This window comes from Lapidilactobacillus dextrinicus DSM 20335 (assembly GCF_001436095.1).
In the GTDB taxonomy this organism is placed as follows: domain Bacteria; phylum Bacillota; class Bacilli; order Lactobacillales; family Lactobacillaceae; genus Lapidilactobacillus; species Lapidilactobacillus dextrinicus.
The window spans coordinates 1-22,591 of the sequence record NZ_AYYK01000013.1 but is presented as its reverse complement, the minus strand read 5'-3'; the positions used below and the strand labels follow the sequence as shown (position 1 = coordinate 22,591).

Sequence of the window (22,591 nt, the reverse complement as noted above, 5' to 3'; positions counted from 1 at the left end):
CTACTTAAGTATCATGCCATACATAATAGTTCCGACAATTGTCATCGTTAAACCGACCAAAGCTTCATAAGGGATGGTTTGCATCCGTTGCTTAAACGACATATGCATTGAAGCAGCTGTGACGTGGAAGTAATTCCCATGTGGTAGTTCATCAATTACGGTTGCCCCGGTATGAACCATCACAGCAGCACCGATTGGTGAAACACCAAAGGCTAAGATTGATTTTGAAAACGAACCCGTAGCGAGAATAACACCAGTTGAAGTTGAAGCTGTTGCTGCTGCCATTAAAATACCCGCGAGTGGTGCTAAGAAGACACCAGAAATACCAGAATGTTGAACTAGACCAACAACTTGGCTTGGCAAATCAGAAGATGTAATCAAGCCACCAATGGCACCGGCACCAATTAAAATTAAAACAACATCTGTCATTCGAGCCATCCCGGCTGAACAATACGACAATAACTTCTTACCATGACCCATAGCTAAGGCGCCAACAATACCAGCAAAGGGTAAGATATACATCGCATCAACTTGGAATTTAATTAACAAACTAATATTTAAAAGATTACCAATTGGATTGATTAACAACAAGACAATGGCCACAATTGGTGCTACCAAAGCCGTTTTTAACGATGGTAAAACGTTTTGATCCGTAACTGATAGCTTATCTAAATCTTTTTCACTAGCAATCTCGCCTTTATTCTTAACTAAAGTGGCTAATAAAACCGTGACAATTAAACCAAAAACAGCCGGAACAAAATCAGCAATCATTAATTGACTTAACTCAACATTGAAGCCATGAGCAGCCGCAATCGTATTAGGATTTGGCGAAATAATGTTACCTGCTTTGCCGCCACCCGATAAGGCAACTAATAACGAAAGTTTAGAAAGATGCATCCGCTCGCCAACTTCTAAAGCAATAGGTGCCAAAATAATAACCGTCACTGCAATAAAAACACCAACTTGGGTAATAATCATTGCTGATAACGCCAATGATAACAAGGCAAACCGTTCACCAAGACCGTCAACAATCGCACGAGCGATCGTATTAGCAGCGCCAGATTCCATCATCACTCCGGCTAGAACACCAGCCGCCAGAACCCGCATAACCGTTCCCATCACACTTTGCGAACCGGTCACAACAATGTTAACTGTTTGCGTTAAATTAGCGCCTCCGACAATCGCACCAACAACTGCCCCTAACATCAACGCATAGACAGGATTTAATCGATAAAGAATCAAAATAATAGCTAAAGCTAACCCAACTAAGGCCCCAATCCAACTTACTGTCATAAAAAAGCTCTCTCCTCATTTATACATTTTTTCACTAATAAATCTTATAATAGCGATTTTATCAGACTTTGAGGCTAGGCAAGTGACCACAGTTTATTAGTGCACAAATAGACATACTCGCAGCTAAAGTAGAAATATTGCCCTAATTATGCTAAAGTTTTCTTTGTGCATATGCACAATTTGTTGAGTATGTGATTGGAGAATGAACGATGAAATTATCCGTTAGTTTAAGTCAGTCTATTGTCGATCGAATGATGAAACAGATTCCTTACAACATCAATATGATGAACGAACATGGTGTCATTATTGCCAGCGGTGATCCAAATCGCATCGGTAGTCGGCATATTGGCGCGGTTTCTGCAATCGAGCAAGATAAAACGATTGTACTGGCCGATGATTATGGCGAGGCTGGTAATTGGGGTGTTAATATGCCAATTAGATTTGATAACGAAATTATTGGTGTAATCGGTATCACTGGCTCCCCTGCTGAGGTTTCACCGTTTGCACGATTATTGGTCACTGCGACAACTTTACTGCTTAAACAAGATCAACAAAGTAAACGTGAAGAAACACGACATACTCAACTGGTTCGTTTCCTGAGTAGTTGGCTCCAAACTGCTGAGCCGACGACTGATTCATTCTTAAAACTAGAAGCACGAACCAATCAGATCGACTTAGAAATTCCCAGACGGGTCATCTGTCTTTCTGGGAAGGCTGCCAATAACTATCAGCTCGATGTTAATGAATTTCAACTTCCCTTTAGACCACCTTCTCAATTAATCATTGTTCAAACTAAACACGGTCTAAATCGCCTGATTAAATTTGCCCAAGAGAATGATTGCCAAATTGGTATTGGCAGCTTAACAACGAATTTACAGCGTAGTTCAACAGAAGCACGACAAACTTTATATTTGCAAAAGCTACTTTCAAACTCAGAATTAAAATACTACCAGCAAGTTCAATTTACCGATGAATTATTACAACGACGTTTGGCACTTCCTGAAATGACAACTGCCTTTAATCAATTAGATCAGCTCAATGATGGCGAATTAAATCACACTTTATTAGCGTATTTTCAACTTAATGGCCATATTGCTGATACTGCGCAGTTACTTCATATTCACCGCAATACCCTCACTTATCGTATCAATCAAGCTAAAGAAATTACCGGCTATGACTTTCATGACTATCATAATTTATTCCAGTGGTACGTGGTCTGGCTATATCATCGTGCTGATCAGAAAATGCAAAAGAGCTCAGAATCAAATTAACCTGATTCTGAGCTCTTTTTATAGGCTTAATAGTTTTTAATGTTGTGAATCTTTATATTCAAATTACGATTGAAGCCTGTCTTGCTGTACAAACTCTATTCAAAGACCATTTGATTATGGTAAAGCTCTGAATAGAAGCCTTTTTCAGCTAATAACTCTTGGTGATTACCTTCTTCAATCACTTGACCATCTTTAAGAACCACAATCTTATCAGCATTTAAGATGGTCTTCAACCGATGGGCAATCACGAAGCTAGTCCGACCAGCAATCACATTATCCATCGCCGTTTGAATTTGAGCTTCGGTTACAGTGTCAACATTAGAAGTTGCCTCATCAAGGATCAGCAAGCGTGGATTGGTAATAATCGTTCGGGCAATCGAGATTAATTGCTTTTGCCCTGCTGAGAAAATTGAGTGATCATCATCAATTTTAGTCTCATACTTATCTGGCAAACTCATAATAAACTCGTGAATATTGGCTTGCTGTGCTGCATCATAAAGTTGAGTATCTGTCGCGTCAGGCTTACCAAACTTAATATTATCAGCAATCGTACCACTGAATAGTTGTGGATCTTGCAAAACAATGCCAACATTTTCACGCAAGTTATTTAAATCTAGCTCCCTAATATCCCGACCATCAAAAGTAATCGCACCCGAATCAACATCGTAAAAACGATTCAACAAGTTCATCACAGTGGTCTTTCCCGAACCAGTTGGACCCACTAAGGCGACCATTTGCCCTTTATCGACTTCAATATTGATGCCATGCAAAATTTCTTTATACGGAACATAACCAAAGTGAACATCTTTAATATTAATTTTATCGTTAATCCCATCGATTTTTACCCCAGCAACTGGGGCCACTTCATCGGGTTGCTCCCGTACTTCATTAATTCGCCGTGCACCAGTAATCGCTAATTGAATCATGCTGTATAACGATGTTAACGAGATAATCGGTTGATAATATTGTTGCGCATACTGGACAAAAATCACGACTAAGCCTAAACCAACAGCTTGACTCATCTGGCTATTTAAGACATACCAAGAACCAAAAAAGATGACAATTGCTGTGTTTAGTAATGACATGCCTTGCATCAATGGATACAAAATGCCAGACCAAGTTTGACCTTTAAAAGTCGTTTGTTTCACTTGCTGATTATGCTTCAAAAATCCCTTAATTGAATCTTGCTGTAAACCATTGGTGATAATGACCTTTTGTCCGGTGATCTGTTCGTTAATATAACCGTTAAGTTTACCGACATCATCTTGTTGTTGATTAACATACTTTTCTGCCTTAACAATCACCACTGCAGCGATAATCACGGCTAACGGTGTCGTTGCGATTGTAATCCAGGCCAACGTTGAATTTTGGCGAAACATCATAATTAACATCCCAATAAATAAGACAATCGCATTAATCACTTCGTACAACGCTTGATTCATTGCGTTAAAGATATTATCCAAATCAGATGTATAACGAGCCAAAATATCGCCATCAGAATGCGTATCGAAATAACTAATCCGCATGCGTTGCATCTTACGAAATAACCCAATTCGCATCGTCCCCGTTGAGCGTCCCGCCACTTGCGAAATAATCAATGAGCTGATTAACATTGAAATTGAAATCAAAATGTAAAAAATCACCAAATTCAAAATAGCAGCATTAAAGTTAGCCTTTGAAGCAGCGGCCCGTGTCGCCGGATTCATGAATTCCTGCAAATAACGTGCTAAATCTTCAAAAGCCTCTCCCATGAATACTGGGGCTTTAACTTGGAAGTAAGTGCTTAAAATCGTTAGCCCAAATACCAGCGTCAATTTACGCCAATATTTACTTAAATAATGAGCGAAAAATTGACCAGCACCTTTTAAATTTTCCATGCTTACACCTCCTCTAAAGCCTTTTGTGTTTGATAGATTTCTTGATAAATTTGATTGTTCTTCACTAATTCTTGATGCGTCCCTTCACCAACTAAATGTCCCTTGTCTAAAACTAAAATCCGGTCAGCTTTTATGATTGAAGAAATTTTTTCAGCAATAATAATTGTGGTCGTTCCAGCAAGTTGATTTTCCAAAGCTTGTTGAACTAACTTCTCTGACCGTGCATCTAAGGCGCTAGTCGAATCATCCATGATCAAGATGTCAGGCTTTTTAATCACACCCCGGGTAATTGACAGGCGTTGCTTCTGTCCCCCAGAGAAATTCGCTGAACGTTCTTCAACTTTAGCATCATATTGCTCATCTAACTTTTCGATAAACTCAGCTGCTTGTGCCACGTTAGCCGCCCATTTCATGTCGTTCAACGTTGCATCCTGCTTACCTTGTTTCAAATTATGCGAAATTGTCCCCGAAAATAACGTGGAACGCTGCAAAATAAAAGAAACGGCATTGCGCAGCGACTTTTCATTAACGTCTTTGATATTTCGTCCCCCGACCTTGACCACACCAGAATTAGGATCGTAAAGGCGCGGAATTAATTGAGCTAATGTTGTTTTACCAGAACCAGTTGCGCCAACAATACCGATCATTTCGCCGGCCTTAACCTTGAAGCTAATATCTTGTAAAACAGGTTCGTCATCACCGGGATAGGCAAACGTCACGTTTTCAAATTGCACGTCCCCACTTAATGACGTTTCCGGCACATCAGGGAACGTTAAATCAGGCTTAGTATCGTAAATTTCCTGCAGTCGTCGTAACGAAACAAATGCGCGTGATGCGCCTGTCATCATGAAGCCGCCCATCACAACTGAAAAGAGAATTTGCATCAAATAACTAATGAATGCCTGGACTGCAGCAATCATGCTTGGATCTTTTGTGATCATCGTACCAACTAACATAATCGAGCCAGCAACAGCTAAATCACCGACTAAGAAAAACGCTGGCATTAGAATCGAGAATAAATTACCAATTTTAATCGTCGTATCCGTCATTTCATCTGAAGATTTTGAGAATTTAGCAATTTGATTTTTCTCTTGAACGAAAGATTTAACAACACGCATCCCCATTAAATTCTCGCGTGCTAATGTGTTGTTGTTTTCTAATTGAGTCTGAACTTTCTCGAAATATTTCCCCATACGTGTAAAAGCAAACACGCTAACAACAACAATCAATACTAACATCAGCACAATAATCCACCAGAAGCGAGGCATTGTGACAATCGCTAAGACAAAAGCCCCAACAAATAAAATCGGAATTCGCGTTAACTGTTGTAGGACACTCATAATCACTAACTGCACTTGATTAATGTCGTTCGTTAATCGAATGACTAAGTTAGAAGCGGAGAACTTCTCAATATTACCAAACGAAAAAGTTTGGATCTTCCGATACCCTTTTTCACGCATATCAGCTGAAATTTCTTGAGCTGTTTTAGCCGCATAAATGGTATTAATAATCCCAGCAATAATACCTAGAATTGCCAAGGCAATTAATTGAATTCCTAAATGTAAAACGGTTGTCTGATCTTTTTGCAAAATGGCTGTGATCATTTCTTGAAGAATACGTGGTTGCCATAAAGTCGCAAAAGCAATAATTATCACTGAAATTGTTGCAATCAAGGCATCGCCTTTATATTTTTTTAAATAAGTTACTAGTGAAGTCATAGCTCCCCCTTAAATCGTTTAAATTTGACGTATATTTTGCTTAAACGTCTGTAAATAGTGTGTTAACGTCGCCAACATTTTTTGTCTTTTAGCTGCTGGCAAGTCTGCCATCGTCTGGTGTTCTGCTGCTAAAATTGGTTGAACAATTTTATTAGCATATACTTTCCCAGATTTAGTTAAGCTAATATTCTTAGAGCGTCGGTCAGTCTGCGACTCGGTTAGAGCAACTAAACCCTGATGCAATAAACTCGTTACGATTGAATTAATCGTCTGCTTAGGCAAAAACGTCTCATTAACTAATATTTTTTGCGTACATTCGGCTGGGTCTTCATTTAAAACCAGCAAGACATCCAAAGTTGAACTGGAAATACCAACTTTTTTGGCATATTCAGCATAAATATCACCATATTCATGCCATTGATTAAAAAACATATGCAAATCTTGTAATACCGAATCACTGTCACTCATTATCAACATCACCCCACAATTAGCGCCGCTTGTTTAGTCTGTTATCGGACTATTACAGCATAGCAAAGTAACATTTTCGAAGCAAGTTCGCCCGTTTGTAAAATAAAAATTGTGAACTTAGTTTGACTGCTTCGTCGTGCTCACACAATACTCAACACGTTCCACCGGTGATTTTCTGGAACTACGTAACCATCTTTTAAGCATAAAAAATAGCACTGCTGCAATCTTAGGTTGCAACAATGCTATTCAAACTAATTTATTCGTTTACTTAATTCTTTTCTTTTTTGGTACGGTTAACATAACTTTGATAAAGAATAGCTGCCAATAAACCAAAGCCAAGCGGTCCGGCAATCATCCAAATCGTATCATGGAAACCTTGACCGTCAATCACGGGCTGAATAATCGTGAAGACATTGGCCAACAAGACAATCATGAAGACAACGACACTAATGATGTTGGTCCAAGCTTGACTCTTGTATACTTCAAAAGGCCGTTCCAAATCTTTTTTGGCTTTGAATTTAGGAAATGCATAAATCAAGAATAAGTTAGGCAAAGTCATTGAAACATTCGCCATTAACGTTAACACATTATAAAATGACGATGAATCAGGCATGGCAAATGACGCAATCAACACAATGGCAACAACAATGAAACATTGCACCCACATAGCCATACTTGGCATTCCGTTTTTATTTAATTTCGTGAAATTCTTAGGCCATAACTTCTTAGAAGTACCTAATACTAACGTCTTTAATGGTGAATAAACTAATGTAAAGAAACCACCACTGTAAGCTAAGAACATGCCGATCCCAGTGTAACGGGCAAACCAGTTACCAATTGTTACCGCAGTAGCAGTTTGTACACCAATGGCTTTACCAAATTCATAACCCAAGTTATTCATCATGACATAAGTAATATTCCCTAAGTTAGTTGAATCAGTTCCCAAAACAGCTTTCCAATTCGTACTAACGCCCCAAAGGAAGATTGCCAAAGCGTAAACCACGGACATGATTAAAGCTGATAGAATAATTCCCCGTGGGAAATTCTTTTCAGCATTTTTTGTCTTATCAACCATACTACCAACGGCTTCAATACCACCATAGGCAAAAATTGCAAAGACGGCAAAACTCAACATCCCAACTGGCGACTGATAAGTTGGATTAGGTGAGTGCATAATATGAGTTAAAGGTTGGGCCAATTGACCGTGGTTAAAGAATAAGATAATCGCAGAAATCAAAATTAAAACCACGTTCAAACTGGTAACGGCCAAACCACCCAAACTGGTGATTCGGACAATACTTTTGACCCCACGCATGGAAACAAAAGTAACCATAATAATCCATAAACAAGCTAATAAACCGACAACTTGGGTTGACGATAAACCACCCAATCCCAAACTTTGCGTCAAATCATGACCAGCAAAAGCAGTTGTGAACGGAATCCAAACCTTAGATGATGTTGAAACCATCCAAATAACATATGAAGCAAACCACATGAAGGTCCCAATAAAAGCAAACCGTGGCCCGACACTCACTTCCAACCACTTGTACATCCCACTATTACCACCGTGAATAGCTGAACCATACTCAGCCATCATTAAAGCATAAGGAATAAAGAAGGTAATTGCCGCCAATACGTAGAAGACAATTGAACCATATCCCATTAAATAAAAGGCAACTGGACCATTTGCAAAACCAAAAATGGTTGTAAAAATCATCATGGTTAACGCAATTAGCGTCATGCCACCCTTTGAACTATCAGACAAATAAACCGCCTCAATCTTTATTATTAATTAACATTAAAAATGACATTAACACGCAGCACCATGTTAACTTCTTAATAATGATCAATTCCCAACTTACTCAGCATTTAAATACCAGAATAAATTTGGACTTAGTTATAATTATATTATGTTTAAACCTAAAATCATAGTTTAGATTAAGAATTCCTCAAGCTTTGCGAATTAACCAATTATTTTAAACAGCAGTACTTAAAAGCTTAAGCTTAAATCAACAAAATTGTTTAACAAAAATTACACAAACACCTCTTTGATTTCCCCATTGAGACTGCTAGAATAAAGTTAATACAATGGAAAGGGCCCTGTTATGAAAAAATTAATCGGAATAGTCGGCACTAATGCTGCCAATTCAACTAACCGCCAATTGCTACAATTCATGCAAAAGCATTTTCAAAAAGATGCCACCATTGAATTGATGGAAATTCAAAATTTACCAATGTTTAATAAGCCTACTACAGATAAATTGCCTGAGATCATTACAGAAATGGCTGCTAAAATTGAAGCTGCTGATGGCGTAATCATCAGTACTGCAGAATATGATCACTCTGCACCTGCCGCTTTACTTAATGCTTTAGACTGGCTTTCTTACAATATTTATCCTTTCGTTGACAAACCTGTGATGGTGACTGGGGCTTCTTATGGTGCTCTAGGTTCATCACGTGCTCAAGCACAATTGCGTCAAGTTCTGGACGCCCCAGAATTACACGCCATGATTATGCCTAGCTCAGAATTTTTATTAGGTAACTCATTGAATGCTTTCACTGAAGATGGTCAGCTAAAAGATGCAACAACCATTGAGAAGCTGGAAGGTATTTTTGCAGACTTCTTATTATTCGTTGATATTGCTAAGCAATTAAAAAATGCCCACGCTGCTAATAAAAAAGCGGCTGCTGATTTTGACTGGGACAAAATAAAATAAAGGAGCAACCATAATGAAATTATTAGGAATCGTCGGCTCTGCTGCCGAAGAATCGTATAACCGCCAATTACTACAATACATTGAAAAAGAATTTGCCACCAAATTTGATTTGGAACTCATTGAAGTTAAGGACTTGCCTTTATTTGATGAAAGCAATGATCAAACTGAAAGTGTTGCCATTCAAAATTTAAATCGTAAAGTTTTACGGGCCGACGGGGTCATTATCGCTACTGCCGAACATAACCATACAATTACGCCTGGTTTAAAGAGTTTAATTGAATGGTTATCTTTTAAAATTCATCCCCTGGCTAATAAACCCGTTTTGATTGTTGGCTGTTCATTTTACGACCAAGGAACTTCGCGGGCACAATTACATTTACGTCAAATTTTGGAATCACCTGGTGTTAACGCCATTGCCATGCCCGGCAATGAATTCTTATTAGGCAACGTTAAAGAAGCCTTTGACGAATTTGGCAATCTTAAAGATGATAAGACACGGACTTTCTTACAAGCAACACTACAAAAATTCATGAAGTTCATCAGTGTAGTTTCTAAGCTTGATGAAACTAAAGATCAATTACCTGATGAAGATTTACAAGCTAGGGGCTCTGTTGCCACCACGATTCCTGATGTTGATATGTCATCTGATCATTGGGTTGAAGAAGCCGCTGCTAAAGTTCATCCAGTTAAGGGCGATACTTATGTTCAATTAGATCATGGTATTTTAACCGTTGACCAAATCGATGAATTGTTAAAATCAATGCCGTTTGAAATCACTTTTGTCGATGGTAACAATCAATTCTTATACTTTAATCATACTGAAGATTCTAAGAATATGTTTGCCCATCGTAAGCCTGAACAAGTCGGTAATCCAATTGGTAATTGTCACCCTGCACGTACTCATGAACATGTTAAACAAGTGATCAGTATGTTGCGTGCTGGAAAATTAGATTCCTTCCATATGCCCGTTCCTCATGGTCCTGGTAAATATGTGGTCCACAATTACCAAGCCTTACATGATACTGATGGTAATTATAGTGGTATTAATGAATATATCCTCGACTTCCAACCAATTATTGACTGGTACTTGAAGAAGACAGGTAAACAATTAGTTGGTGGTAAAGTTGACGCTGTTTCTGGTGCTTCAAAGAAAGATACCGTTGAAAAACCCGACGCCGTTTCTAGTGCTTCAAAAAAAGACGATACTGAAAAACCAGATGCGACTTCCGGCGCTTCTGAAAAAGTCAGTCGCCAACAACCAGATGCCATTTCTGGCGCTTCTGAAAAAGATTAATTAAGAGATAATAATTTAACCCCTAACATTGGCTTAACAGCCGCTGCTAGGGGTTAAATTTATTTGTTTAAACGTCTTAATTTTTTAACTAATTAATCTCATACACAGCACTAATTAATTGTCGGTGTTGCTCTGAAAGCATTCATTGTTTTATCCAAATGAACTTGTTGTTCACTTCCTGAATCTAGTACTGTATTTTTTTGTGCCTGGTCTTCAATTAACACCGTAATAACCTGAAGTGGCGCTGCTTCTTCAACAGTTAATAGTGAATCCACTTGTGCTGCAAAAGCAGAGTCGCCACTTTGAGCATGTGCTTCTGAAGCCACAACATTATTATTGGCAATATAGTTCTCACGTCCTGCCACAAGATGAATGATAACTGGTCGTGCGTCAACTGGCTTAATATATTCTTGATCGATAATTTCAGAGAAATGATTACCGATAACTGAATTATTATTGCCAGAGATCGTCAGCAAACCAAATAAATCATCTAGACCATTATCATGCATTTGCATCGGTGTCCACGGCTCATGATCACGCAAGAAATGATTAGTGGCAATTAAATTTTCTGAAGACCCATTTTCTAAAATAACCATCCCTGGATAAAAGGCATGTAAAATATTATTGGACAGTAGCGATCGCGTAACCTTATTAAAATGAACTGAACTAGCACCGCGCGGAAAAATATTATTAGCCGTTACCAGCAATTGTGCGAAGTTCTCAGCATAAATCGAATAACCCTTAAAACCAGCACCCATTAAATTGTCTGTCACTTTAGAAGCTTGACCCCAACCGCGCAATTCAATACAGTTACCACATTCCGCAATAAAGTTATTGTGAATTGTTAAAGCATCTGCATTATAAATTGTCAGGCCATGTTCCAAATAAACAAACCCCATCTCGGTAATTCTAAAAGAATCTTGGGCACTCCCTACATAAATACCAGTTTTACCGTTAACATAAGTATTTTCTGGGTTTGGTTCACCCGTACCATCATCTACAAAATGAACGCCATCTATGCAAAAGTTAGCAAATTCAACTGAACTAATCCGTGGATCCCCTTCGCGCTTTACATAAAAGGCAGCAGCGGCTGATTCATCATGATCATCAGCTTTTAAATCCACTAGAATGCGACTGCCTCCTGGCCATAGTTCATGTAAGTCAGGCCATTGATCTTCAGGAACATTATAACGAATACTTGATGACGTAAAACCATGACCAGCGCCCATAATCTTTAAAAAGCTAATATCAATCACAACTTGGGTCTTCAAATGATAATCAGCTGGTGGTAAATAAATAACTGCGCCTGGTTTACCGCCATTATTAACATCAGAATCCATTTGGTGTTTCTTAATATCATCAATGATGCTGTTAATCACTACGCCAATATCTTGATAAGGATCACCAATTGACCATTTTGTAACGTCATAATAGTTTGTATTGTCCATAGTTATCTCTCCTAATCGTTTAAATAATTGTCATAAGTACTACTCGTTAATAAAAACGCCCTTACCTAGTTGATAGGCTTTAATTGAAAAGCGTTCCGCATCAGAACTCGTCTCGATATAAAAATCTTTTTCATCATAAATTCGTTCTGAAAAACATACTTCACCATTATTAACAAATAATTCAACTGAACTCTTGTCCAATAATAAATGAATATCATCAATCTTAGTTACCGCAACTTCTCGAGGTAAGTCATCATTATATTTTTCTAAGATAAGCTTTTGCTTTTCCGGATCAAAACGAAGACCAACTAAAACCTGATCATCGGTATCAGTAACTTTAACTTCAACTGCAGCCGTTGTGTCAAATTCACCTAAGTATTCGACGCTCTTAGTTGGAGTCGCAAAACAGTATTTTGCTTGTAAATCAGCTTCATCTACAAGTAAATGCTCCCGCAATTGCGCAATTTCTTGAACTGGTGTCATACATAATTTATCACCGTTTAAATGCAATTCTCTAGGAAAGGTTAATGCTCCGGCCCAACCATCGGCTTGTTCAGGCATGTCACTTTCCCACATATCCATCCAACCAAATAATATTCTGCGACCATCTGGTGCTAACATGCTTTGAGGCGCATAGAAATCATGACCATGATCTAACTCTCTGAATTCATGATAATTAAGTTGTTGCGTAGCCGAATCAACAGTACCTAATAAATAAATTGTCTGGAATAAATTACGATATTTTAATTCTTGAGGCTTAATACCTTGAGGTGACATAATCAAAATATCTTGGCCGGCTAGCTTAAATAAGTCAGGACATTCCCAGACGAAGCCTTGGGTATCAGCAGATTCTGCAGTCGCTAGTGGGCCGACATAAGTCCAATTTTTTAAGTCAGTTGACTGATATTGTAAGACGCGACCTAACCCTTGCTGATCCTTGCTACCAATTACCACCAACCACTTGCCATTTTCAAAGCGAACTTTAGGATCACGAAAGTCAGCAGCATTATCAGTAGGTGGTTCAGCAATGACAGGATTGTCCTGACACTTAGTGAAATGAATACCATCATCACTAACAGCTATATTCTGATTTTGCCAATAATCATCAGGATTATTCTTATCATGTAAGTTATGGCCGGTATACATTAAGTACAAGCGATCATCTTTAACAATCGCACTACCGGAGAAACAGCCGTCTTGATCTTCTTCATCTCCTGGGAACAATGCAATTGGTAAATTCTCCCAATGAACTAAATCTTTACTACGAGCGTGCCCCCAGTGCATTGGTCCCCATACTGCAGATTCTGGATGATATTGATAAAAAATATGATAATAACCTTTAAAAAAACTAAAACCATTGGGATCATTAATCCAACCTGATGGTGCCATCACATGATAATTCAAACGATAGCGATCGTTAGTTACAACAGAATAGTTCGTCATCTTTAATTCCTCCCTAGTGTAGGTTAACTATTTTAATCATTAAGATTAATCTCTTTAAGAAAGCGCTCCCTATGAGACGATTGAAGTATATTATATATTTTTTATGATGTCAACCGGTTGACATAAAATGAAAACGGATTATAATAGAAATCGTTTTCAAATAATGCTAGCAATTATTTAAATAAAATTTTGGAGGTTTCATTGTGATTAAGTCATACGTTAAAGATTTTCATAATCCCGGCTATTTGCATAGCTCATCGTCTATCTTTCTCTTCTTCGCTTGTCAAGCAATCTGGTGGTCATTTTTCCAATTATGGCTAACTTCTACCAAAAGCGGTTTAGGTCTTTCCGGTGGTGCAGTGGGCACAATTTATGCAGCTAATTCTGCAACTACTTTAATCTTAATGTTTGTCTACGGCGCCGTTCAGGACAAACTGGGGCTTAAACGTTCATTATTAATTTTTTGTGGTGTTTTAGCCAGTCTAGTTGGTCCATTCTTTACCTGGATCTACGCCCCATTACTGCAAAATCATTTTATTTTAGGTATTATTATTGGCGCCCTTTATTTACCAACTGCATTTTTAGCAACAGCACCTTTAACTGAAACTTATGCTGAAAAAGCAAGCCGCAAATTCCACTTTGAGTATGGTCAAGCACGTGCTTGGGCTTCGTTGGGTTACGCTTTAGCAGCATTAGTAGCTGGCTTCTTATTTGTTATTAATCCATTATTAAATTTCTGGAGTGGCTCAATTTTAGGGTTATTATTCTTACTTGATCTTATTTTTTCCAAATCGGATGACCAATCAATCGTTGCTGATTCAGCTTCAACTATGGATATGCCAAAAACAAGTTCAATCCCAACAGTTAAAGATATGTTAGCAGTCGCTAAATTGCCTGAGCCTTGGGTGATGATTTTTCTAACAATGTTTACTTGGACTTTTTATACTGTCTTTGATCAACAGATGTTTCCAGAATTTTACACCCAATTATTCACCACGCCAGCTTTAGGCCAACATATGTACGGAACGCTAAATTCAATTCAGGTTTTCTTTGAAGCGGTGATGATGGGAATTATTCCACTTTTAATGCGTAAAATTGGTGTCCGCAAAACATTAATATTAGGTATGTTAGTTATGGCGATTCGGATTGGCGGTTGTGGTCTTGTCCATAATCCAGTAGCAGTCTCACTAATCAAAATGTTGCATTCTATTGAAGTGCCACTGTTCATGTTACCGATTTTCAGATATTTTACGTTACACTTTGACACACGGCTTTCAGCAACGCTATACATGGTTGGCTTTCAAGCTGCCGCACAAATCGGTCAAGTCATTCTATCAACACCATTAGGTCTATTCCGTGATACCTTTGGGTACAGCACCACTTTCCGCGTTATTTCCGGAGTTGTCCTCATTGCCACGATCTGCGCCTTCTTCCTACTCAAAAAAGATGACGAAGATGTCCATGGTGAAGCACTTAATCTCAATTAACTTTATTTATTTTAAACAATTAGGAGGATTTTATTGATGTTATTTGGCAGTATTGAAGCAGGCGGTACTAAATTTGTTTGTGCCGTTGGTGATGAGGATTTCCGTATTAAAGATCAGATTCAATTTCCCACGACTACCCCTGAGGAAACTCTGGGCAAGGCGATTGATTATTTTAAGCAATTTCACTTAGATGGCTTAGGAATCGCCACTTTTGGCCCTATCGAGATTCGCACCAACTCAAAAAAATACGGTTATATCACCAACACTCCTAAAAAAGGTTGGCACGATGTAGATTTTCTGGGAAGAATGAAAGCTGAATTTGATTGTCCAATGACCTGGACAACTGATGTTAACGGTTCTGCGTATGGTGAGTACACCATGGCTACTTTGGCTAATGAACATCTTAACTCGCTAGTTTACTACACAATCGGCACTGGTGTTGGCGCAGGTATTGTCGTAAATGGCCAATTCTTAGAAACACAAGGCCATCCTGAAATGGGGCATGTCTATTTAAAACGTCATCCTGATGATCTGGATTTCAAAGGTATTTGTCCTTACCATGGTGACTGTTTGGAAGGGCTAGTTGCCGGTCCTACTTTTGAAGCACGCACTGGCCATAAGGGCCAAGATGTCGCTGCAGATGACCCCGTCTGGGATATTATGAGTTATTATGTTGCTCAAGCTGCGATCCAAACCACCCTTACACTCCGCCCTAATAAAATTGTTTTTGGGGGTGGCGTCGTTAACGAAACCTTCTTAGCAAAAATTCGCCGCGATTTTGCCAGCTTACTCAACAATTATGTTGATGTTCCTGACTTAGAACATTATTTAACGATGCCCTTAATGGCTAATAATGGTTCCGCAACATTAGGTAATTTTGCCTTAGCTTTGAAGGCTTATCATAGCTAATATTTGACGTTAAAAATTAAATTTAACCATATAAAAAGTCACTGAAATTTCAGTGACTTTTTATATGGTTAATGGCTAGTTGATAACCTAACTGGTAAAGTGACGTTTCCAGTAACAGGCTCGTCTTTAAGTAACTTTAGTAGCATTTCCACACTCTTTAGTGCCATTTCATTGATTGGTTGGACCACGGTTGGTAATTGTGGGTAAATATTTTGAATAACCTGAGTGCCATCATAGCCAACGACTAATAATTCTTGTGGCACTTGACGCTTAAATTTTTTCGCCATATTCATAATGCTGATTGCATCAAGATCATTACTGGCAAAGATGCCGTCCACTTCCGGATTTTCTGCAAAAATTTGTTGAATGTGCTGATTTTTTTCAACATCAGTCATATTCAGATCGATTGTATAAGTTTTGGACATCATTTGATGTTCTTGCATGACATCTTCATAAGCTTTTTTTCGCAACATCGTTGGTGCATTCTTTTCAATCGGGCCATTAGTATGAATAATCTGCCGCGCACCGTGGGCAAATAAATACTCCGTTGCTAGTCGGCCGCCCTCATAATTATCACTGCTAATAATCGGAATTTGATCACTTAGGAAACGATCGATTGAAATAATTGGTAAGCCGACTGTCTGATATTCTTTGATGCCAGTATTATGAGCGCCAACAATAATCCCATCAACCTGATTAGAAATCAACATTTGTAAGTATTCGCGCTCTTTTTGCGGACTGTTCATACTATTGCAAATTAAAGCTTTATATCCTGCTAAAAACAAATTCTCTTCAATCTTAGCAATCAGTTCACCAAAAAACGGATTGGCAGTCGTTGGAAAAATTAAACCAATTAAATGCGTCCGGTTTTCAAACAATTGCCGAGCGACTTCATTAGGATGATAATTTAATTTTTCCATAGCAGCATAAACTTTCTGCTTGGTTTTTTCACTTAAGTATCCGCGATTGTTTAATACTCTTGATACGGTTGTTTTAGACACCCCAGCCTCTAGCGCCACATCGTCTAATTTAGGCTTCATAAATCACCTCAAAAAATCTTCCTTTATTTCACTAGTCACTATGATACCACACCTAGAATTATCCGTGAGCCGCACCATCGGCTTAATGACTTGTTATTGGTCTGATGTTGACTATTTATTCGTTAACGAGGCCAACGTCAACACTTTTTGATACGTGAACGCTTGTGTTTCAGTATCAAATGTAAAAATTAACGTCGATAGATTTTTAAAGCCATGGCCGAGAATTCCAGCGGCGTCAAAATGCAAGCGGGCAAAACTAAAAATTGCCCCACCATGAGAAACGATTAACACTTGCTGATTATCAGGTTGCATCATAATTTCGGTGATCGTTTGATCCATGCGTTGGGCCACTTGGTCCGCAGATTCGCCACCAAATTGCACGAAGAAATCGCCATAACCATTGTCGCCGGTAATTTTAGGATTGAGCTGTTCACTTTGACCTTCAAAAACGCCAAAGTCATATTCTTTTAAGCCCTTTAAACGCGTGTAGGATATTTGATTTTCGGTGACAATTTCTAAAGTGTCGCTGGCACGCTCTTGCGTGGAACAATAGGCATGATCAAAAGTCACGTCTTGAATAAAAGCACGCGCCTGTTTGGCCTGGTCAATTCCTAAGGCGGTTAGCGGCGAATCACTAGCACCTTGAATTCGGTGTAATTCATTGAACCGCGTTTGACCATGACGCATTAAATATAATGTTTTTACTGGCAAAACTATCCCTCAATTCTCATGATGATCAATAATATCTAGTAACCAATTTCTTTGGTTTTAGTCAAACGCTCATAAAACATACGACTATTCTTCTTAAACAGAAGTACGACGACGTTTAAGCCGCACAAAACTAAAAAGCCCGCTGAAAAAGCAATTAACGTGAAGTAAAAAGCAACATGATGACCATTGGCTGTTGTAAGCAACTTCAAAAGTTGTGGCAACAAATAATTCAAATTTCCTAAAACAACCCCATAGAGTAAAACTTGGCGTAATAATAAGTTACCTAATTTAAGCGTCGGGTCGTTTAAGCCAACTACCTTAATCTTGACGATCTTTTTACCAATGGTCGCCCCCTGATTAAAATATGGTACTAAAACAAAGTAAAGCAACACACCTAATAAATAAAAGCCATAATTACGCTGCGAAACTTCTTGAATTAATAAATTAACACCACTAAATAAAAGATTAAAAAGAAATAAATCGATCACTAGTGCTAAAAACCGACGCCAAAAACTGGCAATGGCTCGTTCACTACTAGCTTCTTGATTTAATTCAGTAATTGTTGGAAAAATTTTAACAAATATTGGCTCAATTAAATAGCCCACAAGACCACCAGAGGTATTTAAGATCAAATCGTCAACATCAAATAAGCGATAAGACCGTGGATAAATAAAGTACAAACCACTTAATTGCGTTAACTCGAAAAATAATGATAAACAAAAACTAGCTAAAACAACTTTTTTAAAGGAAACACCCCAAATATAACGTAGAAATAAACCAAAGGGCACCGTCAAAACTAAATTAAAGAACGGCTGAATAAAACCAGGTTGTCGAATCGCCGCTAAATAAGTACTTGGTTGCATTAGATTCAAGACAGTCGTATTAAAGAACTGACGCGCCGCAGTAAAAGGTAATAAATTATAACGTGGTGTCGTTAGCTGTGCCACTGCTAAACGTGATGGTAACGGCAATATAATCAAAAAATAAGCACATAATAAATAAAAAATAAAACTAAACACCACGAGCAATTTCAACTTAGAAATCGAACCATACTTACGATATTGATATAGTGCATAAGGAACGACTGCTAAGGCTGCCAAAAACGGAAAAAGAACCATCGCCGTTGTGATCGGTGTAATATAAGCGCCCATTAATTATCCCCCCAGTTACTTTAACTAAGAAAATTATAGGCCACTTGTATTACTTAGTACAACTACCAACCTTTGTTAATAATAAAGTACCCTCATAAGCTCACAACAACGTTAAAAAAGTTCGAGCAATCAATTTCGATTGTTCAAACTTTTTTAATTTGTTTAGTAGCTACTATTACCTGTACCATTTTGTTGATAAGTACTACTACTTGAAGTACTCGTAGTGGTGTCATCTTGTGTTGCTGGTGTTGTACTGCTTGTATTAGTTTGATCAGTAGTTGAATTGTAACTAGATTGAGAACTTGTGCTTGAAGAAGTTGCACCTGTGGTACCACTACTATAGCCATAATTCCCACCAGTAGTATAGCTTTGACCGCTACTACCAGTAGTATTTGATTGACCATAAGTCTGACTGCTACTTATTTGACTGTAACTAGGCGTCGTCAAGCTAGAGCTGGTATAGTCATCAGTGCTACTAGTAGTTGTACTACTGTTACTACTGCTGCTAGTATCATCAGTAGTAACACTGCTTGTGGTGTCAAGTTCACTAGCTTGAGCATTAGCGGCTGCAGTTGCCTGTTCTTGAGCAGCGGCAATTTCTGCTTGTCGATTTGCTTCAGCAGTAGCTGCTTGAGCCGCTTCTTCTGCTTCTTTATCAGCATCTTCTTGTTTGTCTAGCGCTGTTAATTTATTTTTATAAGTTTTCAGCAGCTGGTCAATTGTCGCTAAGTTGGTCTGTAATCGATCATGATCATAGACAACTTGACCTTGTGTCTTAATTGTTTTACGTAAAGTCTTTAAATGCCCAATCTTTTTTTGTAGTGATTTCTGCGTTTCTTTACTTAAATCATGACTAGTATTTTCTTTTAATTGTTGCTGATTTTGCTTTACAAAAATTGTTTGCCCTTTTTTAATTGCCTTTTGATAGGCATTTGTTAGTCGAGAATCATGATGTTCACTTTGCTGATATTTTTTATAATCTTGCTCAAGTTTTTTTAACTTGGTTAACTTGTCAGCATCACTTTTCTTAGTCTTCATTTGTTCAACGGACCTGTTAACTGTCTTTATTTGCTGGTTCACCTGAGTTAAATAAGTATTTTGCGCAGCAACCGCATTATTTTGATGAACGCGATAGGCAACACCAAAAACTGCGGCCAAAGCCACAATAACCGCCGCGATAATTAAATCTAAATTTTTTTTCATAAATCTGATTGCACTATAAAATACGCAATCCTGTCCTCCTATGGCTTAATCAATTTCTACATTAATTAAAATTTAAGTCTGTTGACAATATTCCTAAATACTTGACTGACTATTATTGTCATATTAATAGTAATACACCAAAAAGCTCAAGTCTACACAGAAAATATGATTAATGCTCATGTTATTCAAAAAATCCTCCCTATACTTTACAACTTCATAAAAAGACGTTGCGCAATTTGCACAACGTCCGAACTTATTGTCATTATTACGATTAATCTAAATCTGTACCATTATTCTTAATCACCTTTTGATACCAATAGAAGGATTGCTTGCGTGAACGTGCCATTGAACCATGACCTTCATCATCTAAATCAACGTAAATAAAGCCATAACGTTTCGACATTTGGCCCGTTGATGCACTAACTAAATCAATACAACCCCAAGGTGTATACCCCATCACGTCAACACCATCGTTAATTGCCCCAGCAATTGCCTCAATGTGTGAGCGTAAGTAATCAATCCGATAGTCATCTTGAATGGAACCGTCAGCTTCGACGACGTCTTTAGCGCCTAAACCATTCTCAACGATAAATAGTGGCACTTGATAACGGTCATATAATTCGTTTAAGGCAATTTGTAAGCCAGTTGGGTCAATCTGCCAACCCCAATCAGAAGCTTGCAAATAGGGGTTCTTAACGCCACCCATTAAGTTACCAGCAACGGTCTCATCACTTTCGCCAGTTGTTTCAGTGACTGAGGACATATAATAACTAAAGGAAATAAAATCAACATGATATTGTTTCAATAAATCTAACTCTTCTGGTGTTCGGTCTAAGTCAGCTTCAGTGAGGCCATTTTCAGCCAAATAACGGTGCGTGTAACTTGGATACTTGCCGCGAACTTGAACATCAGCACAGAAGAAGTTAAAGTCTTGATTATGTTGTAAATTAGCCAATTGATTGACTGGATTAGCATTGTAGCTATAACTCGTTGCGTAAAGAATCATGCAACCCATTTGAATATTAGGATTAAATTCATGAGCAATCTTAACGGCCTTAGCGCTAGCAACAAATTGATTATGCCAAGCTTGAAAAACATTCTTCTGGTCGTTAGCCCCATTATTGGGCACTAAACCTTGGCTCATCACTGGAAAATGAGCAGCTGAATTAATTTCATTAAAAGTCAAGAAATATTTAACGCGTTTGCCATAACGTTCAATAACCGTCTTAGCAAATCGTTCAAAGAAAACAATTAATTGCTTATTTTTCCAACCGCCGTAATTTTTGGCTAAATTCAAGGGCATTTCATAATGAGAAATGGTAATTAACGGTTCAATATTATATTTCAAACATTCATCAATTAAATGATCGTAAAAGCGTAAGCCAGCTTCATTAGGCTTTGTTTCATCGCCATTAGGAAAAATCCGACTCCAAGCAATTGAGAACCGATAAACTTTAAAGCCCATTTCCGCAAATAAGGCAATATCTTCTTGGTAATGATGGTAATGATCAATCGCCACATGGTTGGGATAAGTATACTTGTCCGAATCAATCTCCCAATTAAAATCAGGTGAGCTGGCAATCTTGAAACGTTCTGGACCACCAGGCAAAGCATCAGCAATCGATAAACCACGGCCATCTTCTTGATAGCCACCCTCTAATTGGTTCGCCGCAGTAGCACCACCCCATAAGAAACCTTTTGGAAATTTAATGTCAGTCAAATTAAATCAGTCCTTTCAAAATAGCTAGCTTACACCAACTTTACCCTTAGTCTATAATTTGTAATTTATTTTTGTAAGCAATTACATTCTAACATTTTAAGTTACTTTCGTGAAACTGCGCTAGTAAAAATTATCAAGGTTTAGTTAAAGATCACGCATAATCTTGCTGCACAAATTCAAGCAACGGGGCAATACTTTTGCGATCACAAAAATCAACTTGACCACCATAACTCGCTAAAAAGGCCTGATCCTCTGCCGTTAATTCTTCAGGTTGTTTGTGATCAATTGACATCTTTTTCATTAATTTCATCAACAGTAAGTGACGCTTAGCTAACTTTTGATAATTAATACCGCCTCTAAAATGAAAAACTTTGACTGGTTGCCGTGATGTTGCAGGTAAATTCTGCGCTAAAATTTTGCTGTAATCTGTCGTTTCGGGATTGGCTAATCCAACTGTAAATAACAAGTAGTGCTGATTGGGATATTGGCGTAACATTTTCGTCCCCAAAATTGAGCTAGCGTATAAGCCACCACCGTGGATAATGAGGTCATAATTAGCTAATTGCGCTTCTGTGAGTTGTTGGCTCTCAAAAAGATCTGCTTTTAACGCTTCTGCAATCCATTGAGCGTATCGTTTGGTAGTCCCATAATGACTCTGATAAGTGACAGCTATATTTTTCATCTTTCACAACTCCGTTATCTTAAAATGGACTTATTAAATTAAGCTTAACGGGTTAAATCCAACCGGGTCAATCAATATGAATAGCTCTAAAAAAGCCCCACTGTTGGAACTGAAGTTATAATTTGATACAGATATATAAAAGCACTTTCGAAAAAAGTA

General features: G+C 38.1%; 18 protein-coding genes. 5 read left to right on the top strand and 13 right to left on the bottom strand.

The window, feature by feature from the left end:
- On the bottom strand, nt 1-1,293 hold the full coding sequence (locus FC84_RS06445) for a GntP family permease (protein WP_057756990.1): 1,293 nt from the start codon (nt 1,291-1,293) through the stop codon (nt 1-3).
- Nucleotides 1,294-1,502: 209 nt separating this feature from the next.
- On the opposite strand from FC84_RS06445, the gene FC84_RS06440 reads away from it, so the two are divergent.
- Nucleotides 1,503-2,564, top strand: coding sequence for a CdaR family transcriptional regulator (locus FC84_RS06440; RefSeq protein ID WP_057756988.1), 1,062 nt, complete (start codon nt 1,503-1,505; stop codon nt 2,562-2,564).
- A 95-nt stretch (nt 2,565-2,659) separates the two neighbouring features.
- Here FC84_RS06440 and FC84_RS06435 read toward each other — a convergent pair whose 3' ends face one another.
- The 4 genes from FC84_RS06435 to yjeM all read right to left on the bottom strand — a co-directional run bounded on the left by FC84_RS06435 (nt 2,660) and on the right by yjeM (nt 8,368).
- A complete protein-coding gene (locus FC84_RS06435; RefSeq protein ID WP_057756986.1) occupies nt 2,660-4,441 on the bottom strand; it encodes an ABC transporter ATP-binding protein in 1,782 nt (593 codons plus the stop codon).
- A gap of 2 nt (nt 4,442-4,443) precedes the next feature.
- Nucleotides 4,444-6,159, bottom strand: a complete 1,716-nt coding sequence (locus FC84_RS06430) for an ABC transporter ATP-binding protein (RefSeq protein ID WP_057756984.1) — start codon at nt 6,157-6,159, stop codon at nt 4,444-4,446.
- Nucleotides 6,160-6,177: 18 nt separating this feature from the next.
- The gene (locus FC84_RS06425) at nt 6,178-6,627 is read right to left on the bottom strand and encodes a MarR family winged helix-turn-helix transcriptional regulator (protein ID WP_057756982.1); all 450 of its coding nucleotides are present in this window, start codon (nt 6,625-6,627) and stop codon (nt 6,178-6,180) included.
- Between the two features lie 268 nt (nt 6,628-6,895).
- Nucleotides 6,896-8,368, bottom strand: coding sequence for a glutamate/gamma-aminobutyrate family transporter YjeM (gene yjeM, locus FC84_RS06420; protein WP_057757037.1), 1,473 nt, complete (start codon nt 8,366-8,368; stop codon nt 6,896-6,898).
- Nucleotides 8,369-8,732: 364 nt separating this feature from the next.
- On the opposite strand from yjeM, the gene FC84_RS06415 reads away from it, so the two are divergent.
- Together FC84_RS06415 and FC84_RS06410 are read left to right on the top strand one after the other, a co-directional pair.
- Nucleotides 8,733-9,344 carry an NADPH-dependent FMN reductase gene (locus FC84_RS06415; protein WP_057756979.1) on the top strand — a complete coding sequence of 204 codons (612 nt, stop codon included), beginning with the start codon at nt 8,733-8,735 and terminating at the stop codon, nt 9,342-9,344.
- A gap of 13 nt (nt 9,345-9,357) precedes the next feature.
- Nucleotides 9,358-10,638, top strand: coding sequence for an NAD(P)H-dependent oxidoreductase (locus tag FC84_RS06410; protein WP_057756977.1), 1,281 nt, complete (start codon nt 9,358-9,360; stop codon nt 10,636-10,638).
- Nucleotides 10,639-10,748: 110 nt separating this feature from the next.
- Here FC84_RS06410 and FC84_RS06405 read toward each other — a convergent pair whose 3' ends face one another.
- Together FC84_RS06405 and FC84_RS06400 are read right to left on the bottom strand one after the other, a co-directional pair.
- On the bottom strand, nt 10,749-12,086 hold the full coding sequence (locus FC84_RS06405) for a NosD domain-containing protein (RefSeq protein WP_057756975.1): 1,338 nt from the start codon (nt 12,084-12,086) through the stop codon (nt 10,749-10,751).
- Between the two features lie 39 nt (nt 12,087-12,125).
- A complete protein-coding gene (locus FC84_RS06400) occupies nt 12,126-13,529 on the bottom strand; it encodes a glycoside hydrolase family 32 protein (RefSeq protein ID WP_057756973.1) in 1,404 nt (467 codons plus the stop codon).
- Between the two features lie 203 nt (nt 13,530-13,732).
- Between FC84_RS06400 and FC84_RS06395 the strand changes: the two genes are divergently transcribed.
- Nucleotides 13,733-15,016 carry an MFS transporter gene (locus FC84_RS06395; protein ID WP_083479567.1) on the top strand — a complete coding sequence of 428 codons (1,284 nt, stop codon included), beginning with the start codon at nt 13,733-13,735 and terminating at the stop codon, nt 15,014-15,016.
- Between the two features lie 36 nt (nt 15,017-15,052).
- Nucleotides 15,053-15,925: a fructokinase ScrK gene (gene scrK, locus FC84_RS06390; protein ID WP_057756971.1), complete on the top strand. Its 873-nt coding sequence runs from the start codon at nt 15,053-15,055 to the stop codon at nt 15,923-15,925.
- 68 nt (nt 15,926-15,993) lie between these two features.
- Here scrK and FC84_RS06385 read toward each other — a convergent pair whose 3' ends face one another.
- The 6 genes from FC84_RS06385 to FC84_RS06360 all read right to left on the bottom strand — a co-directional run bounded on the left by FC84_RS06385 (nt 15,994) and on the right by FC84_RS06360 (nt 22,432).
- Nucleotides 15,994-16,965: a LacI family DNA-binding transcriptional regulator gene (locus FC84_RS06385; protein WP_057756969.1), complete on the bottom strand. Its 972-nt coding sequence runs from the start codon at nt 16,963-16,965 to the stop codon at nt 15,994-15,996.
- A 111-nt stretch (nt 16,966-17,076) separates the two neighbouring features.
- On the bottom strand, nt 17,077-17,676 hold the full coding sequence (locus FC84_RS06380) for a histidine phosphatase family protein (RefSeq protein ID WP_192496383.1): 600 nt from the start codon (nt 17,674-17,676) through the stop codon (nt 17,077-17,079).
- A gap of 35 nt (nt 17,677-17,711) precedes the next feature.
- Nucleotides 17,712-18,827 carry a VanZ family protein gene (locus FC84_RS06375; RefSeq protein WP_057756967.1) on the bottom strand — a complete coding sequence of 372 codons (1,116 nt, stop codon included), beginning with the start codon at nt 18,825-18,827 and terminating at the stop codon, nt 17,712-17,714.
- A 162-nt stretch (nt 18,828-18,989) separates the two neighbouring features.
- On the bottom strand, nt 18,990-20,030 hold the full coding sequence (locus tag FC84_RS06370) for a hypothetical protein (RefSeq protein ID WP_057756964.1): 1,041 nt from the start codon (nt 20,028-20,030) through the stop codon (nt 18,990-18,992).
- Nucleotides 20,031-20,301: 271 nt separating this feature from the next.
- Nucleotides 20,302-21,750 carry a glycoside hydrolase family 1 protein gene (locus tag FC84_RS06365; protein WP_057756962.1) on the bottom strand — a complete coding sequence of 483 codons (1,449 nt, stop codon included), beginning with the start codon at nt 21,748-21,750 and terminating at the stop codon, nt 20,302-20,304.
- A gap of 151 nt (nt 21,751-21,901) precedes the next feature.
- Nucleotides 21,902-22,432 (bottom strand): flavodoxin domain-containing protein, encoded by a 531-nt coding sequence (locus FC84_RS06360; protein ID WP_057756960.1) that lies wholly within the window; start codon nt 22,430-22,432, stop codon nt 21,902-21,904.
- Nucleotides 22,433-22,591 lie beyond the last annotated feature (159 nt).